Source organism: Cupriavidus sp. BIS7 (assembly GCF_000292345.1).
Classification (GTDB): domain Bacteria; phylum Pseudomonadota; class Gammaproteobacteria; order Burkholderiales; family Burkholderiaceae; genus Cupriavidus.
Map to the genome: position 1 here is coordinate 63,609 of NZ_ALOU01000061.1, position 16,265 is coordinate 79,873.

The 16,265-nt window shown below is 63.1% G+C and carries 17 protein-coding genes and 1 pseudogene; 9 read left to right on the forward strand and 9 right to left on the reverse strand.

The window, feature by feature from the left end; all coding sequences use genetic code 11:
- Nucleotides 1-396: 396 nt before the first annotated feature.
- Both B552_RS0120545 and B552_RS0120550 read left to right on the forward strand, forming a co-directional pair.
- Nucleotides 397-1,626, forward strand: a complete 1,230-nt coding sequence (locus B552_RS0120545; protein WP_019450940.1) for a hypothetical protein — start codon at nt 397-399, stop codon at nt 1,624-1,626.
- A gap of 53 nt (nt 1,627-1,679) precedes the next feature.
- Nucleotides 1,680-2,300 (forward strand): c-type cytochrome, encoded by a 621-nt coding sequence (locus B552_RS0120550; RefSeq protein WP_019450941.1) that lies wholly within the window; start codon nt 1,680-1,682, stop codon nt 2,298-2,300.
- 410 nt (nt 2,301-2,710) lie between these two features.
- On the opposite strand, the gene B552_RS0120555 is transcribed toward B552_RS0120550, so the two are convergent.
- The gene (locus B552_RS0120555) at nt 2,711-3,436 is read right to left on the reverse strand and encodes a winged helix-turn-helix domain-containing protein (protein WP_019450942.1); all 726 of its coding nucleotides are present in this window, start codon (nt 3,434-3,436) and stop codon (nt 2,711-2,713) included.
- Between the two features lie 122 nt (nt 3,437-3,558).
- Here B552_RS0120555 and B552_RS0120560 point away from each other — a divergent pair, with 122 nt between their 5' ends.
- A complete protein-coding gene (locus B552_RS0120560; protein WP_019450943.1) occupies nt 3,559-4,932 on the forward strand; it encodes an MFS transporter in 1,374 nt (457 codons plus the stop codon).
- Between the two features lie 110 nt (nt 4,933-5,042).
- Here B552_RS0120560 and B552_RS0120565 read toward each other — a convergent pair whose 3' ends face one another.
- Nucleotides 5,043-5,627: a YSC84-related protein gene (locus tag B552_RS0120565; RefSeq protein WP_019450944.1), complete on the reverse strand. Its 585-nt coding sequence runs from the start codon at nt 5,625-5,627 to the stop codon at nt 5,043-5,045.
- 161 nt (nt 5,628-5,788) lie between these two features.
- The gene (locus B552_RS0120570; RefSeq protein ID WP_019450945.1) at nt 5,789-6,385 is read right to left on the reverse strand and encodes a hypothetical protein; all 597 of its coding nucleotides are present in this window, start codon (nt 6,383-6,385) and stop codon (nt 5,789-5,791) included.
- A gap of 169 nt (nt 6,386-6,554) precedes the next feature.
- On the opposite strand from B552_RS0120570, the gene B552_RS0120575 reads away from it, so the two are divergent.
- The 3 genes and pseudogenes from B552_RS0120575 (at nt 6,555) to lpdA (ending at nt 9,232) form a co-directional block, all read left to right on the forward strand.
- Nucleotides 6,555-7,313: a carbonic anhydrase family protein gene (locus B552_RS0120575; protein WP_019450946.1), complete on the forward strand. Its 759-nt coding sequence runs from the start codon at nt 6,555-6,557 to the stop codon at nt 7,311-7,313.
- Nucleotides 7,314-7,432: 119 nt separating this feature from the next.
- Nucleotides 7,433-7,645 (forward strand): annotated as a pseudogene (locus B552_RS29400) (biotin/lipoyl-containing protein); the annotation flags it as partial.
- 174 nt (nt 7,646-7,819) lie between these two features.
- On the forward strand, nt 7,820-9,232 hold the full coding sequence (lpdA, locus tag B552_RS0120580; RefSeq protein ID WP_026035877.1) for a dihydrolipoyl dehydrogenase: 1,413 nt from the start codon (nt 7,820-7,822) through the stop codon (nt 9,230-9,232).
- A 5-nt stretch (nt 9,233-9,237) separates the two neighbouring features.
- Here lpdA and B552_RS0120585 read toward each other — a convergent pair whose 3' ends face one another.
- A complete protein-coding gene (locus B552_RS0120585; RefSeq protein WP_019450948.1) occupies nt 9,238-9,693 on the reverse strand; it encodes a response regulator in 456 nt (151 codons plus the stop codon).
- 241 nt (nt 9,694-9,934) lie between these two features.
- On the opposite strand from B552_RS0120585, the gene B552_RS0120590 reads away from it, so the two are divergent.
- On the forward strand, nt 9,935-10,336 hold the full coding sequence (locus B552_RS0120590) for a hypothetical protein (protein WP_019450949.1): 402 nt from the start codon (nt 9,935-9,937) through the stop codon (nt 10,334-10,336).
- Nucleotides 10,333-10,749: a type II toxin-antitoxin system VapC family toxin gene (locus B552_RS0120595; RefSeq protein ID WP_019450950.1), complete on the forward strand. Its 417-nt coding sequence runs from the start codon at nt 10,333-10,335 to the stop codon at nt 10,747-10,749. The genes B552_RS0120590 and B552_RS0120595 overlap by 4 nt, the downstream gene beginning before the upstream one ends.
- 152 nt (nt 10,750-10,901) lie before the next feature.
- Here B552_RS0120595 and B552_RS0120600 read toward each other — a convergent pair whose 3' ends face one another.
- The 3 genes from B552_RS0120600 to B552_RS0120610 are packed head-to-tail and all read right to left on the reverse strand — an operon-like array spanning nt 10,902 to nt 13,376.
- Nucleotides 10,902-11,615 (reverse strand): 4-carboxy-4-hydroxy-2-oxoadipate aldolase/oxaloacetate decarboxylase, encoded by a 714-nt coding sequence (locus tag B552_RS0120600; RefSeq protein WP_019450951.1) that lies wholly within the window; start codon nt 11,613-11,615, stop codon nt 10,902-10,904.
- Nucleotides 11,612-12,349 carry a PIG-L deacetylase family protein gene (locus tag B552_RS0120605; RefSeq protein WP_019450952.1) on the reverse strand — a complete coding sequence of 246 codons (738 nt, stop codon included), beginning with the start codon at nt 12,347-12,349 and terminating at the stop codon, nt 11,612-11,614. The genes B552_RS0120600 and B552_RS0120605 overlap by 4 nt, the downstream gene beginning before the upstream one ends.
- A gap of 19 nt (nt 12,350-12,368) precedes the next feature.
- Nucleotides 12,369-13,376 (reverse strand): tripartite tricarboxylate transporter substrate binding protein, encoded by a 1,008-nt coding sequence (locus B552_RS0120610; RefSeq protein WP_019450953.1) that lies wholly within the window; start codon nt 13,374-13,376, stop codon nt 12,369-12,371.
- Between the two features lie 101 nt (nt 13,377-13,477).
- Here B552_RS0120610 and B552_RS0120615 point away from each other — a divergent pair, with 101 nt between their 5' ends.
- The gene (locus B552_RS0120615; protein WP_019450954.1) at nt 13,478-14,365 is read left to right on the forward strand and encodes a LysR substrate-binding domain-containing protein; all 888 of its coding nucleotides are present in this window, start codon (nt 13,478-13,480) and stop codon (nt 14,363-14,365) included.
- Nucleotides 14,366-14,432: 67 nt separating this feature from the next.
- Here the strand turns inward: B552_RS0120615 and alaC are convergent, their stop codons facing one another.
- A complete protein-coding gene (alaC, locus tag B552_RS0120620; protein ID WP_019450955.1) occupies nt 14,433-15,650 on the reverse strand; it encodes an alanine transaminase in 1,218 nt (405 codons plus the stop codon).
- Between the two features lie 145 nt (nt 15,651-15,795).
- Nucleotides 15,796-16,191, reverse strand: coding sequence for a hypothetical protein (locus B552_RS0120625; protein ID WP_019450956.1), 396 nt, complete (start codon nt 16,189-16,191; stop codon nt 15,796-15,798).
- Nucleotides 16,192-16,265 lie beyond the last annotated feature (74 nt).

Below are 16,265 nucleotides of genomic sequence, written 5' to 3' on the forward strand. Positions count from 1 at the left end.
TGGCGGTTCAGAGCCCGGGACGGGCCTTCGCCCACGTGGCCCTCATCAGTCAAGGTAGTTGTCTAGCCTGACGAGAGTTTGATCCATGTCACGGCAGCGTGCTCGCGTTTCGCAGCGTATGCACACGCAGCCGCATCCGCGAATCCTGGAAAAACAAAACAAGGACACAGAACACATGCTTTGATTTAACGCAAGCTGAAATCAACAAGCTACCTTTTCATCGACTTGCCGCTTTCTATACTCGATGCTCGAAGCGAGCCTGACAACAATACGGCGAGGTGCAAGATGAACGCTAGCGCGAGGTGTTCGGTCGCTTTTCGTTTAGCTATTGCCCTTCTGGCTGCGACGTTCGCGCCGACAAGCATCGCCGTTCCCGCCTTCGCCCGGCAGACAGGCATGGCCTGCGTGGCCTGTCACGTGAATTTCCCCGAATTGACCCCGTTCGGTCGCTTCTTCAAGCTGACCGGGTACACCTTGTCGAACAACCGCACCATCCCCTTGTCCGCAATGGTGCAGGTATCCAGAACATCGTCCAGAACGGTCGACCAGGCCAATTTTGACTTTGTTCGCAATGACGATGTTGCATTGCAGCAGGCCAGCGTATTCCTGGCCGGCAAAATCGTCGATCACGTAGGCGTGTTTGCCCAATGGACTTACGACGGCATTGCCCACCATGCCGCGCTCGACAATACCGACATCCGCGCCGCGTGGCACATGACGGAAAACGATGTCGACTTTATCTACGGGGTAACCGTCAACAACAACCCCACCGTATCGGATGTATGGAACACCACTCCAGCCTTTGGTTTTCCTTTTGCGTCGAGCAGCGTTTCCGTGACGCCCGCCGCGAGTACGCTCATTGATGGCGGCCTTGCGCAGCAGGTTGCTGGCTTAGGGGCATATGTCTTCTGGCAGCGCAAGATCTATGCGGAATTCGGTCTCTACCGTACCGCAGATGGAGCATTCTCCGTATTCCGCACGGGCCAGGACATCAATACGCCCGGTGGCGTAGCACGACTGAGTGGCGCGAATCCGTACTGGCGGATCGCGTACAACCAGGAATGGGGAGCACATTCCCTCATGCTGGGGACTTTTGGGCTGATCGCCGATCGGCTTCCGGATAACACCATACCCGGCACACCGACCGATCGCTTCAGCGACTATGCGCTTGATGCCCAGTATCAGTACCTCACCTTGCCGCACGCCTTTACTGCTCAAGCTGCGTGGATCTACGAGAAACAGAACTGGCGCGCCAGCTTTCCCAGCGGCGGCATTGGCGCGGGCCCGACGCCGGCCAATCCCACCGACCATCTCACCACGTTCAAAGCCAAGGCGTCCTACATGTACGAGCGCAAGTATGGTGCGACGGTGGGCTATTTCTCTACAACCGGGAATGCCGACGCGGGGCTATACGCACCAGTACCCGTCACCGGTAGCGCCAATGGATACCCCGACTCTCGTGGAATGATCTTCGAGCTGGATTACCTGCCGCACCCTCAGGTCAAACTCGCGCTGCAGTACACATGGTTCATGAAATTCAATGGCGCGCATACCAATTACGATGGCAATGGCAGAAACGCCATGGACAATAACACCGTGTATCTGCTGGCCTGGTTCGCGTTCTGATCGACCGAGCCAGTGCGTGCCATCCGCCGCTTGCTGATTACCCTGAGGCAGCCATGACCAAGTTCTTCGTCGCCCGCGTGCTCAGAAATATCTTGCTTGCCCTGTCGGCTGCGGCGCTGACGATTCTGTCTGCGACTGCCGCAGACGGAGCAAAGCTTGCTGCCCAGCTATGCGTCGCCTGCCATGGCGTACATGGTCACAGCGAATCGCCGATGTTCCCGCGTCTTGACGGGCAAACTTCCGAGTACATCCAGGCGCAGCTCAAGGGTTTCCGCGAACATGCACGCGGCGAAACTGATGCACGCGCCTACATGTGGGGAATTGCTTCGCAGCTTGATGACGATACCGTTCGCGCCCTCGGAGACTATTACGCGAGCCAGACCGCCGCACCTGGCCGGACAGGCGATGCGGGTCTCGTGGCCAGAGGTCGGGTCGTCTTCGAACAAGGCGTTCCCGACAATGGCGTACCTGCCTGCGCCACTTGCCATGGGGCACAGGCCCAGGGTAATGGCGCGTTTCCGCGGCTGGCCGGGCAGCACGAACCGTACCTGTTGCGTCAGATCGAACTGTTCAGGAGCGGCGCCAGAGGCAATGCCCCGGTGATGAGCGCGGTGGCACATCAACTCAACGCCGAACAGGCTCAAGCGGTTGCAGCGTATTTGCAATCCCGGTAACCGCCATGGCATTGCCGTCAAGTGGTTGCCGCAAAGGGTCGGCTATTTGGATGACTTGTTGCCTGCATCCGAATGGCGTACGTTTTCCTCGTCAGCGCAATGGCCAGCGCCTAAGCTGAATGAGCGATTTCCATCCCACTGGAGGCGTCCATGCATCATGCTCCGCGCCGTAGATCCGGTGCAGTACTGACCGGCCTCCTCACATCAGGTGCCCTTGCAATCGTGCTCTCTGCAACGCTGGCTGGCTGTGCGGACCCGCCCCGTGATACTTCTGCCACGCCACCACCACCGCGTATGCCGATCGTCGCAGGCGACGATGTAGCGCCCGGCCCCGCCACCGCGCGCGGCGCCGCCGATTCGCCGCCGGCCAAACCCTGACGACGCACATACGGCACCGCTTCGCGCGCGGATCACCCCGACCGGTGTTCGGCCTCGCTGCGCACGCCTGCTTCATTCACGCCCAGGCGCTGGTTCAACTCCCGCCAGCCGTTGGGCGTGACCAGCACCGCGCGTGAATTGCGCGAGCGCAGCATCCAACCCGCATCGCACAGGCGCCGCAGGAACTGCACACCCAGCGGCCCTGCCAGATGATGCGTGCGTTCGGTCCAGTCCAGGCATTGCCGGGCCAGCCCGCGCCGCGTTGGGCGAATACCGCGGATGTCGAGCCCCATGTCGCCAAACCAGAGCACGCCTGCCGCTGTGACTTCGTATTGCCTGTCTGGCAGCGGCAGCAAATAGCCGTGCGCTTGCAGCGCCTGCGTGACAGCCACGCCAACCTGCCCGGCAAGGTGGTCATAGCAGCAGCGGCAGAAGCCCAGCTCGCGCGCCTTGGGGCTGGGAGTCGTCCGGCGTACGGCCGCTGCCGGCGAGATTGCGGCCAGATGCTCCAGCGCCTGCGCGACATGCGCGCCCGCCAGCCGGAAGTACCGGTGCCGCCCCTCCGTTTCCACCGCCAGCAACCCTCCATCCAGCAGCTTGGCCAGATGCGTGCTGGCTGTCTGCGCAGTGACGCCGGCGGCATGCGCAAGTTCACCTGCCGGTAGCGCGCGCCCGTCAAGAAGCGTAGTGAGCATGGCCGCACGCGCCGGGTCGGCAATCAGGAAGGCCGTGCCGGAAAAGTTAGTCAGATACGACATATCGGACTCCTCGAGTTGATCCCATTCTAGGGACACACGTGCCGCGATGTTTCGACACGCATCGAAACGTCGAATGCAGTGCCAGCACTACGCTCGGTTCATCGCTTCCAGGGAGTCCGAAGATGGATGGATTGATACTGCAACACGCGCACGCCGGCACGGTGCCACGCAAACGGCTGGTGCTGTGCGTATTGTCGATGGCCGTGCTGGTTGCGCAGATCGATACCGCCGTGGTCAATCTGGCCGTGCGCCAGATCGGCCTGTTCTTTCATGCGGGCGTGGGGCCGCTGCAGTGGGTGATCGACGCGTACAACCTCGCCTACGCCACGCTGCTGCTCACGGGCGGTTTGCTGGCCGATCTCTATGGTCGGCGGCGCGCATTCAAGTCTGGCGCCGTGGTGTTCTCGCTGGCATCGGTACTGTGCGCGATGGCGCCGTCGATCGGCTGGCTGATCGGCGCGCGGGCACTGGCTGGCCTGGGTGCGTCGTTGCTGCTGCCGGCTTCGTTGGCGATCTTGCGGGTGGTGTGGCGTGACCCGGTCGAACGCGGACACGCACTGGGCGTCTGGGCCGCGTGCAACGGTCTGGCCATGGCGATCGGCCCAACCGTTGGCGGCTTGCTCGTCACGCATTTCGGCTGGCGTGCCGTGTTCTGGGTGGTGGTACCGATCAGCGTGGCCATCGTGGTGCTGGCGATGCGCGTGGTGCCGGAGTCATCGGATGCCACGCATCGCCGTTTCGATGCATTGGCGCAGGTGCTCGGTGCCATCTCGCTGGGCGGGCTGGCGTTTGCCGCCATTGAAGCGCAGCACGCACCGGGCGTGGCAGTGGGCATGCTGGCCGTGGCGCTGGTTGCGCTTGCGTGGTTTATCGGTGTTGAAGCGCGTCACGGCAGCGCGGCGCTGGTGCCGCTGGATCTGTTCCGCATCCGTGATTTCCGTGGCGCCATCGTCGCCACGACGGGCATGACGTTCGGCATGTACGGCGCGCTCTTCCTGTTGCCGTTGATGTGGCAGAGCACTGGTCGCTTCAGCCTGACAGGTGCGGGCATCGCGCTGATGCCGATGGCGGTGGTCTTCATGGCGGTGTCGCCCACCTCGGGTGCCGTGACACGCCGCTTTGGCACGCGGCTGGCGACGGCCGGCGGCGTGGCCATCATTGCGCTGGGTCTGCTGACGCTGAGTGGATTTTCTGGCGATGCGTCCATCGTGCCGACCGCCATCGGATTGGCACTCACCGGGCTCGGCATGGGCCTTGCCACCGGGCCGCTGATGAATACAGCCGTGGGCGCGGTTGGGCCGGAACGCTCGGGCACCGCGTCCGCGCTCGTCAATGTGGCCCGCATGAGCGGGGCGACTCTCGGCGTGGCCATCCTCGGTGCGACATACGCGGCGCGCGGCGGCGGAGCGCCGGGCCTGAGGATGGCGATGCTGTGCGGCGGCCTGGTTCAGCTCGTGTGCGCCGCCGTGGCATGGCGCGAGCATTCCATTGATTGAGCGGTGGAACCATCGGGGGACGCTCGCCTGATTCTCATAAAGCTGCACAGATAACGCGGAACGGGCCAATGGCCCGTTCCCGTACCTGCTTTGCATCAGCCAGACCCGCCTCAGAGATTGAGCTTGGTGATCTTCGCGCCGTTCAGCGAGACATCAACCATCAGGCCCGCGTTGGCCTGAACAAAGGCGATCACCGGTTGCTGGCTGGTAAGCGTGTCCAACTGACCATTGGCGCCAACCTTGGCAACCGCCACGTTCGCATCGGCACCCGCCGTCCATCCGGCGCTCGATAGGAATTTCTGATAGGCCTCCGGTGTCATGAACATGATGATCTCGGACTTCGACTGCCCGCCGGCAGTCAGGCCGAAAGAACCATGCGCCGTGCTGTAGTAGCCGACGGTGGCTCCATGTGACCGTAACGACCCCTCGCCGTACTCGCCGCCAACAATGAAGCCGGCCGCAATCACGCGCGGAAACACCAGAATGCCCTGCGCCTTCTGTCCCAGCTCACGCGATCCGTTGACCGACGAATACAACCGGTTGAGTGCGCCATCGACACCCGCATCGATCTCCTGCTTCTTTGCTGCCGTATCGGATTTGGCGCCCGTGCCCGTAGTCGTGCAGCCCGCAGCAAATGCCGTTGCCACGAGCAGTCCTGACCCGGCAATCCGGGAAACAAAGTGGCGTCGATTCATAAGCAACCTCCTGGAGCGGAATAAGAGGAAAAGTACCGATGAGGCCACATCGTCCCGACTCGCGCGTAGTGTCCGCCGCCTGGACGGTGATGCCACGTTCTCAATGTTAGTTGATCTTCGCTTCGCAATCAGTAATCGTCACTACCGAGTGCGACTGGAAGCTATGGCGAGTTCATGATCAGGCTGCCCCGGATCGATGGCGGATGGACAATCCACGGCATCGTCGGGTCCACATGCGAGTCGTCCAGGCACCCTTCGAAGGTACCGCTGCCGCGGTACTGTTGATGCACCGAGAGCGTGACGCTGATCAGCGCAACGCCGTTGCCGCAGCTACCGATGCTATGGGCCTGGTCGATCGGGCGAATCACCTGACCGCCGGTCACATCGCCACTCTGCAGGGTGCCATCGGCCTGCCACCAGTGCCATTCGCCACCCACCACAGCGGCTTCCACCACGGCGCCGGAAGTGGCTTCGGATTCCGGTCCGGCAGGGGAAACAGGGGGCGCGGCGCGGTCGAAGCTTGCAATCCAGAAGCCACCCCGGCCGGTATCACCCCCATTGCACGGCCCGGCGTGCCCGCTGTCCGAACCCGAGAACGTGACCCGGCTGGCGCTGCCGCCATCCGCGATGTCCTCGTACACGTCGATGCCGGAAAGACAGGTTTGGGAGTGGAGTTCCGGATATGCGCAGGCAGCGCACCACGGAAGGAGAATGGCCGACGCCACGCGGCGGACTAGCGCGTTCGAATCTGGTGCCATGGCGGCCTCCCAGTTCTTCTTGTTGCTGTTTCTATAGCTTAGGCAGCCGGACGCTACCCTGCGTGGGCATCTATCGTCTAATGTAGGTTTCGTCCCGGCCATCCAGTGACGTTCAAGGCCGGTGCCCATTGGCGCTCATTCCCGATCGAATTTCACCTGCGAGAATGTGATGAAAAAGATCCCTGTTGTTGCAGCATTCGGCGTGTCGTTGCTTATCGCCCTGCCATGCGTTTCATACGCAGACGAAGGCGCCCACTGGACCTATGAAGGCCACGCCGGTGCGAAGCACTGGGGCGACCTGGAAAAGGAATACGCCACGTGCAAACTGGGCAGGCTCCAGTCGCCGATCGATATCGAAACCAGCAAGATAAAGGCGGCGGATTCCGAACCCATCAAGCTCGCCTACAACGGGGCGAGTGCGCAGGTCAGCAACACGGGCCATTCCATCCAGGTGGACCCCGAAGACGGCGGCTCGATCACCGTCGATGGCGTGGAATACAAGCTCGTGCAGTTCCACTTCCACACGCCGAGCGAGGAGAAAATCAACGGCAAGCCTCACGCGATGGTTGCGCACCTCGTACACCGAAGTGCAGACGGCAAGCTCGCGGTGATCGCGGTGCTATTCGATCTTGGCAAGGAAAACCGCACATTGCAGCCCGTCTTCGCCAACCTGCCGGCCAAGGCCGGAGACAAGCGTCCGCTGGACGGGAAGATCAACGCGGGCGAGATCATCCCGGAGAATCACGCCAGCTACATGTTCGAGGGTTCGCTGACTACGCCGCCATGCAGCGAGGAGGTGCACTGGATAGTGATGAAAACGCCAATGACGATCTCCAGCCGCCAGCTCGATGCGTTCAAGAAGCTGTACCCGATGAATGCACGGCCGACGCAGGCGCTGAATGGCCGCACGGTGCAGACGGGCCGGTGATGGGCCGATGACGGTCGATGAGTGGGCCGCAACGTTGTGCAATGCACGACTGGCATCGTGCGCATGCTCTCCTAGACTGGGAGTTTTCGTCACAGGAAATCTCCCGGGAAGGAAACGTCATGGCCACGATCGAAGTGAAAGTGCCCCAGCTCTCCGAGTCCGTCTCGGAGGCCACCCTGATGCAGTGGAAGAAGAAAGCCGGCGAGACCGTTGCACGCGACGAAATCCTGGTCGAACTGGAAACGGACAAGGTCACGCTGGAGGTGCCGAGTCCGGCTGACGGCGTGCTGGCCAGCATCGTGCAGCCGGACGGCGCGACCGTCCATACCGATGACGTGATCGCGCTGGTCGATACCGAAGGCAAGGCCGCGTCAGCACCCGCGGCTTCCGCTGCAGCGCCGGCGCCGGCACCAGTTCCCACCCCAGCACCCGCACCTGCCCCGGCTCCGGCAGCCTCACCCGCCGGCGGTGGTGCACCGGCCTCGGCCAAGGCCGACTTCGACGTAATCGTGATCGGTTCCGGCCCGGGCGGCTATATCGCCGCCATCCGCGCGGCCCAGCTTGGCAAGACCGTGGCCTGTATCGAGGAATGGAAAGACGAAGCGGGCAAGCCGCGGCTAGGTGGCACCTGCCTGAATGTCGGCTGCATCCCGAGCAAGGCACTGCTGGCTTCGTCCGAATACTTCGAACAGGCAAAGCACGGACTGGCCGATCACGGCGTGAAGGTCAAGGGCGTAACGCTGGACCTGCCGCAGATGATCGGGCGCAAGGCGGCCATCGTCGACAAGTTCACGGGCGGCGTGGAGTTCCTGTTCCGCAAGAACAAGGTCACCTGGATCAAGGGGCACGGCAGGTTCAAGGGCCGGGCCGCAGATGGCGTGATCACCGTGGAAACCAGCGATGGCGGCGAGCCCTCTACGCATACCGCGCGCAACGTCATCATCGCAACCGGCTCCAAGGCCCGTCACCTGCCCGGCGTTCCCGTCGACAACAGGATCGTGTCCGATAACGAAGGCGCGCTGTCCTTCGACTCGGTCCCAAAGAAACTCGCCGTGGTCGGTGCCGGCGTGATCGGCCTGGAACTCGGTTCGGTGTGGCGCCGGTTGGGCTCCGAAGTCACGCTGCTGGAAGCCCTGCCGACGTTCCTGGGCGCGCTTGACGAAGCCGTGGCCAGGGAAGCCGCCAAGCTTTTCAAGAAGCAAGGGCTGACGATCCATCTTGGTGTCGATATCGGCAAGATCGAAACAACCGCCAAGGGCGTCAGCATTGCGTACAAGGACAAGGACGGTGCGGACCAGAAGCTGGCCGCCGATCGACTGATCGTGTCGATTGGCCGGGTGCCCAATACGGACAATCTCGGCCTCGATGCCGTGGGCCTGGCAGCGGATGCGCGCGGGTTCATCCCCGTGGACGACCAGTGCCGCACATCCACGCCAGGCATCTACGCGATCGGCGACGTCGTGCGTGGCCCGATGCTCGCTCACAAGGCCGAGGACGAGGGCGTCATGGCGGCCGAGATGATCGACGGACAGAAACCGCATATCGACTACAACTGCATCCCTTGGGTGATCTACACCGAGCCGGAGATCGCCTGGGTCGGCAAGTCAGAGGCGCAGTTGAAGGCCGAAGGGCGTGAGGTGCGCTCGGGGCAGTTCCCGATGATGGCCAATGGACGGGCGCTCGGCATTGGCCGCCCGGACGGCTTCATCAAGATGATTGCCGACGCGAAGACCGATGAACTGCTGGGGGTGCATATCATCGCCGCCAATGCATCGGACCTGATCTCTGAAGCCGTGGCGGCGCTGGAGTTCAAGGCCGCATCGGAAGACATCGGCATGATCTGCCACCCGCACCCTTCGCTGTCGGAGGTCATGCGCGAGGCCGCTCTCGCGGTGCAGAAGCGGGCCCTGAACATGTAGTTGCGTCAGCTTGCGCCCCGGGGCGTGGTGCCGAGATAGCGGCTCACCACCGCCCCGAGCGCCTCGAAGCTGACGGGCTTGACCAGCACCATGTCGACGCCGGCGGCGTCGCATGCCAGCCGCTCTTCGGGGCCGGCGGTTGCTGTAATCACGACAATGGCCAGTCGCGGATTGGCCTGCCCAGCCTTGCCGGCCCGGACCATGCGGGCCAGCGCCAGCCCGTCGATGCCGGGCAGATTGATGTCTGTCAGCAGCAGCGCCGCAGGAGCCCGCGCCAGCGCGCCCAGTGCCTCCGCGGCATTTGCACAGGCCGTCACCTCGCATCCGCCAATGCCCTTGAGCTGGTCTTCCAGCAGCAGCAGGCAAACAGGGTGGTCTTCCACGACGACAACGCGCGGCAGGGACGAGTCGGTGGCGGGTTCTGGCATGGCAAGCGACGGATGGAAATCGACGGTCGACATTGTGCGCGTCGATCGCGCGGCCAGGCTGCGGAAATTTCCGCAGTGGCCTGCAGCCGTTTCGGAAATTGCAGCGTTCCGACAGCCAGCCCGGGCGCGGTTTGCAAGCGGAGGCGAGTATTTTCAGACGTGTCTCATTTCCAGTTGGAGGCTGCGGGCCCAGAGTATCGATCAAGGCAATCACGATGCCGAAACCTGAGACCTGAAACCTGAAACCTGAAACCTTCCAACACGAGATCCGACGATGAACAACTTCACCGAGCACCCCGCAACCCGGCTCCCCGGGCATGCCAAAGCAGATGCACCCTGCCCGCACCTGCGCGCCTTGAAAGGCTCCATACATCATGACGGGCCCGCACTGACGCCGGGACAGATCGACCTGTTGATCGAGGCCACTGTCATGGAAGAATTCATGACCAGCATGGGATGGGACCCAGCCACCGCCGTCAACGCCGGGGACTGGCCCGCGCCCGAAGCCATGTCCGATCACAGCGGGCAAGGCAACCCATCTGGTAGTGCATCCGGCAACCCATTGATCGGGTGCCTCGCCCAGACCTTCCGTGACCAGCAGGTGGAGTTTTATGTGCCAAACACAGACTTCTTCGGCCTCCCGGCCGCCGGCAATCGAAAAGGGGGACGCGAATGATCGGGCTTGATACCTGCGTACTGGCGCGGCTGATCCTTAACGACGACCCCATGCAGTCACACATCGCCAGCGAGTTCGTCGAAACGCTGACGCCCAAAAAGCGCGGCTACGTCTCGATAGCGGCCGTCCTCGAACTGGCCTGGGTACTGCAGCGCCGGCGTTCACGGCCGGAGATCATCCGGACCATGTACCGCCTGCTCAGGAGCCGGGCACTGGTGGTAGAGTCCGCGCCGGTCGTCTATCGCGCGCTGCTGATGTTCGCCTCGGGAAACATCGGCTTCGCCGACTGCCTGATCGATCGGTCCGCCCATGCGCAGGGCTGCGAATACACCGTGACATTCGACCGCGCGGCCGCGCGCACGCCCGGGTTCCTGGATATCGGCCGTCGCGGCCATCCGGTGTCACTTCATTAAGAGACGCTATCAAAATGAAGCGAAGCGGTTCTGGCTAGGCGCGCGGCCGCAGACAGTACGACTGGTACGACAAGGCCGCGCAACGACGCCAGAATCATTTTGATAGCGTCTCTACCAGCCGTGCGCCGATTCGTGGGCGAGGGCCGCTCGCCTCACGCCTCATTGGCGCCGCTGTACCAGTCGACGGTTGTGTCGAGGTACACAAGCCCCTTCTCGGTCAGACCAGGACGCATGTTGTACATATCGAGGCCCAGGACACCCGAGGCGAGCGTCTCGCGCTTGCCGGCCTCCAGCGCCTCACGCTCGGCGGCCTTGCGGGCAATCTCCGCAGCTTGAGGCCGCGCTACGACAACCACGCCATCATCGTCGGCCACGATTACATCCCCCGGACGGACCAGCGCACCAGCGCAGACCACGGGCACGTTGACCGCGCCAACAGTCTCCTTGACCGCCCCCTGGGCCGAGATCGCACGGGACCAAACCGGGAAGCCCATAGCGTTGAGCGTCGCCACGTCGCGCACGCCGCAATCGATGATCAGCCCGCGCGCGCCACGTGCCTTCAGCGAAGTCGCCAGCAGATCGCCGAATACGCCGTCAGTGCAGTCGCTGACCAGACCCACGACGAGGATATCGCCCGGCTGAATCATCTCGACTGCCACATGAATCATCCAGTTGTCGCCGGGATGCATCAGTACCGTAACCGCGCTGCCCGAAATTGCGGAGCCCGACTGGATTGGGCGAAGGTACGGTTTCATCAGGCCCGTCCGGCGCTGCGCCTCATGCACCGTGGCCACGCCGAATGTGCCAAGCGCTTCCACGTCGCCCTTGTCAGCGCGCAGGATATTGCGATAAGCGACGGTTCTCATGCCAGTACCTCCGAGACTTGCGGGAAGACTCGGGCATAGCCCTCGCCATAGGTGATCTTGCGATCGGAATTTCTCGTTGCCTGTGCGCCGCGTTGCAGCGCGACGCGCGTGTAGTACTCCCACAGGTGCTCCTGCGCCGCCATGGTCGCGAACGCACGCTGCTTCTTCTCCCAGACTGCCGAGATATCGAGCAGCACGTCCGGCTTCCAGTTGCATTGCTCCGGCTGATGCGGCTCGAACAGGAATACCGGCGGGGCGCCGATCACCGGCACTTCCGGCTTGTAGCCGTGCGCCTGGGCAATGACGCGCGCTTCCTGCGCAACATGCGTGGCCAGTGGGTGATCGAAGTTGTAGATGTCCTCACGGGAGTGGCTCAACACCAGTTCCGGACGAATCTCGCGATAGATATCGGCCAGCCGCAACAGCGCCTCGTCGGGCACGCGCAGCGGGTAGTCGCCCAGGTCGAAGCACTCGAGCGTACCGCCCAGGATCTCGGCGGCCTGCTCGGCCTCGTCCCGGCGGGCCGCCTTGACGCGGTCCATCGTCATACCCGGCTGCCGCCACATCTTTGCGGACTCTCCGCGTTCGCCAAAAGACAGGCAGACAATGCGCACGTGGTAGCCGCGCTCGGCGTAGAGGGCAATCGCGCCGCCTGCACGCCAGACAAAGTCGGCCGCGTGGGCACTGACCACCAGGATGGAAGGCTTCGCAGCCGGAGTTTGATGTTCAGACATAAGCTTCGAAATGTAGGACTCAGTCGGCCGTGATCCCGGCCTTGCGGATCACACCGCCCCAGGTTGTGGTTTCCGAACGAATGAACTGGCCAAACTGCTCCGGCGTGCCCGATACGATCGTCACGCCAAGCTGACCAAGTTGCTTGCGTACGTCAGCATCGTTCAGCGCGGCATTCGCCGCGGCGTTCAATTGCCGGACGACCGGCGCGGGCGTCTTGGCCGGTGCAACCAGACCCCACCAGACGGACGCCGTGAAGCCGGGCAAGCCCTCTTCCTTCGATGTCGGCACGTCGGGCAGCAGCGCAGAACGGTTGGCGCTGGCCACCGCCAGCGGCCGCAGCGTGCCGGACTTGATATGTGCGATCACCTCGAGCGGGTTGATGGGCATGAACGTGATGCGCTCGCCCAGCAGGTCGGTAATCGCCGGCGCACCGCCCTTGTACGGGACGTGCAATACGTCGATCCCGGCCGATTCCTTGAGCATTTCACCAGCCAGATGACCCGAGCTGCCGTTGCCTGCCGAGCCATAGCTAAGCTTGCCCGGTTGCGCCTTTGCCTGGGCGATCAGCCCCTTCATTGACGTGATATTCGACTTGGCCGGCACCACCACTACCAGCGACGCCTCGCCGATGCGGGCCACCGGCGCAAAATCGGTGGCCGGGTTGAAGCTGAGCTTGTTGAACAGCGCGGCGTTCGTCGCCAGGCTGTTCGAAGCCATCATGATCGTGTAGCCATCGGCCGGCGCCCTGGCCACCAGGTCCATGCCGATGTTGGTGCTGGCACCGGGACGGTTGTCCACCACGATCGGCTGCTTGAGTAGCACGCTCATCCTCTGGCCCACAGCGCGCGCCACGATATCCACGGCGCCGCCCGCCGCGTAAGGCACCACCAGCCGGATCGGATGGTCGGGATACCCCTCGGCGCGGACCGCCTGCGCACCAAGTGCCAGCCCGGCGGCCAGCAGCGAGACCAGGAACGGGCGCCTGCCGCCCTGTGAAGCACAAATTCGAGCAAGCCCACGCAGCATGTTGTCTCCAAGGAGTTATCGATTTCTCAAAACATTCTCGGTGCGGCTCGTGATACTGTCCAATATGTTTTCAGATGTCTCGTTATTTGGAATCAGTATCAATGGACTTCCGTCAACTTCGCTATTTCGTGGCCGTGGCCGAGGCGTTGAGCTTCAGCGAGGCCGCCCGCCGGCTGCATGTCAGCCAGCCGCCGCTCAGCGTCCAGATCAAGGCACTGGAGGATGAACTGGGCAGTCCGCTGCTGGAGCGCTCGCGTCATCACGTGGCGCTGACGCCCGCCGGGGAGCTATTCCTGGACAAGGCGCGCGCGGCATTGGCCAACCTCGACGAGGCGCGCGACGTGGTCAGGCAGGTTGCCTCTGGCGAGGCGGGCGAGATCCGGGTGGGATTTACCGCGTCCGTGCCGATGCAGGATGTGTTTCCACGTGCGGTGCATGCGTTCCGCGAAGCACATCGCCATGCGAAGCTCGAACTCGTCCACATGTCGACGGGCCAGCAGCTCCAGCAGCTTGAAAATGGCGAGATCGATATCGGATTCCTGCGGCCATCGCCGCAGTTCCGGCCGCCTGCGCGCATTGAAGTCCGCGAGGTTCTGGCGGACCGGCTGGTGGCGGTGCTGCCGCTCGGCCACCCACTGGTGAAATCGAAGACGCAGGAGCAGATCGATATCAGCGAGCTATCTGCGGAGCGGTTCCTGCTGTTCCCGCGTGGGCTCGGCTGCGGCCTGTTCGATCATGTGACCACACTGTGCAACCGCTCCGGCTTTGCGCCGAACGTTGCACAGGAAGCGCGCGAGGCCACCACCATTATCGGGCTGGTGGCCAGCGGCGCAGGGGTGTCGGTACTGCCGGAGATCTACGCGCGCACCGGCATACCCGGCGTGGCATATCGCCCCATCGCCGGGCCGGATGCGGGCAGCCGTATCCTGATGGCGCATCGGGCAGAGGCGCTATCGCCGATCATGAAACGGTTCGTGGGGTATTTCTAAGGCCTGAATGCGCGGATTGTCGGCTCCCCTCTTCCGCGTGCGGCCGAGGGGAGAAAACCAAAACCCATCAACCGCCCGCCACCTTCACCAGTCCATCGGCACGGAACATCGCCTTGATCCCGCGTACCGCCTGACGGATGCGCGATTCATTCTCGATCAGGGCGAAGCGCACATACTCGTCGCCGTAGTCGCCAAACCCGATGCCTGGCGACACCGAAACCTTCGCCTTGGCCAGAAGCTGCTTGGAAAACTCCAGAGACCCGAGCGCGCGATAGGGCTCCGGAATCCGCGCCCAGATGTACATCGATGCCTTCGGAATATCAACCGGCCAGCCCGACTCGATCAGGCCGCGCGCCAGCACGTCGCGGCGCGACTGATACTGGGCCGCAATTTCCTTCACGCACTGCTGATCGCCTTCGAGCGCGGCAATCGCAGCGACCTGCAACGGCGTGAACGTGCCGTAGTCGTGATAGCTCTTGATCCGCGTCAGCGCGGCCACAAGATCCGGGTTGCCGACCATGAAGCCGATCCGCCAGCCGGCCATGTTGTAGCTCTTGGACAGCGTGAAGAATTCCACGGCGATGTCCTTCGCGCCCGGCACCTGCATGATCGACGGCGCCTTCCAGCCGTCGAAAACGATATCGGCGTAGGCCAGGTCATGCACGACGAAAATGTCGTGCTTGCGGGCCAGCGCAATGACGCGTTCGAAGAAATCGAGTTCCACGCAGGCCGCCGTCGGGTTCGACGGAAAGCCCAGCACGATCATCTTCGGCTTTGGGTAACTGCCGCGAATCGCGCGCTCGAGTTCGGCGAAGAAGTCGATACCCGGCGTGAGCGGTACCGATCGGATATCGGCCCCGGCAATCACCGCGCCATAGATATGGATCGGATAGCTCGGATCGGGCACCAGCACCGTATCGCCCCGATCCAGCGTGGCCAGCATCAGATGCGCAAGGCCTTCCTTCGAGCCAATCGTGACGATGGCTTCCTTGTCCGGGTCGATCTCCACGTCATAGCGCTCGCGGTACCAGTGCGAGATAGCGCGGCGCAGGCGCGGAATCCCCTTCGACGCCGAATAGCCATGGGTATCGGGCCGCTGCGCGGCATCGACGAGCTTGGCCACGATATGCGGCGGCGTTGCGCCATCGGGGTTGCCCATGCTCATGTCGATGATGTCCTCGCCACGGCGGCGGGCGGCCATCTTGAGCTCGGCGGTGATATTGAAAACGTACGGGGGGAGACGATCGATGCGCGCAAAGCGGCGCTTGCCGGAATCGGCAGTCATGGCAGGAGTCCTTACGTAAGCGCCCGGAACCGTCCGAGCGACGTCGTGACCGCTGTCTCGGTCACTGGGGAATGAATGTAGCAAGACGCGCGCATTCGCACAACAGGCAAAAGGCAAAAGGCAAAAGGCAGCGCGCCAGACAGCGCTACTGGAACAGGCCGCCGGGCGGCTTTGTCGGACGATCGGGAGGAAGGTTGCGCACGATGCAATCGAGGGCTTCGGCGTTAGGCTTGACGCCGCCCATTGCGCCGGCAATGGCATCGCGATACTGGGGCACCGTGATACGGCTGTAGTAGAGCCTGGAAGTCTGGTCGAGCCAGTAGACGTAATCGCTGTCGCTGTCCCCGCTGCCGCTACGCAACCATTCGCCAAGGTTGCGATTGCCAAGCCGCGTATCGCCGCACGCGTCCTGGACCTTGTCGAGATACTTGTTGAGGCCATGGGCCTCGTAGTTGCGCACGGAGTCCGGCGCACAGGCAGTCATGGCAATGGCAGTAGTCGCGGCAAAGACAAACAACGGCGACAGGCGAAGGCGCAACATGGCAGGTCCCGTGTCGGTTGGTTTGCAAACTAGTGTAGCCCTGCCTCCACCGCCCGGGAGCCCGATCCGAAAAA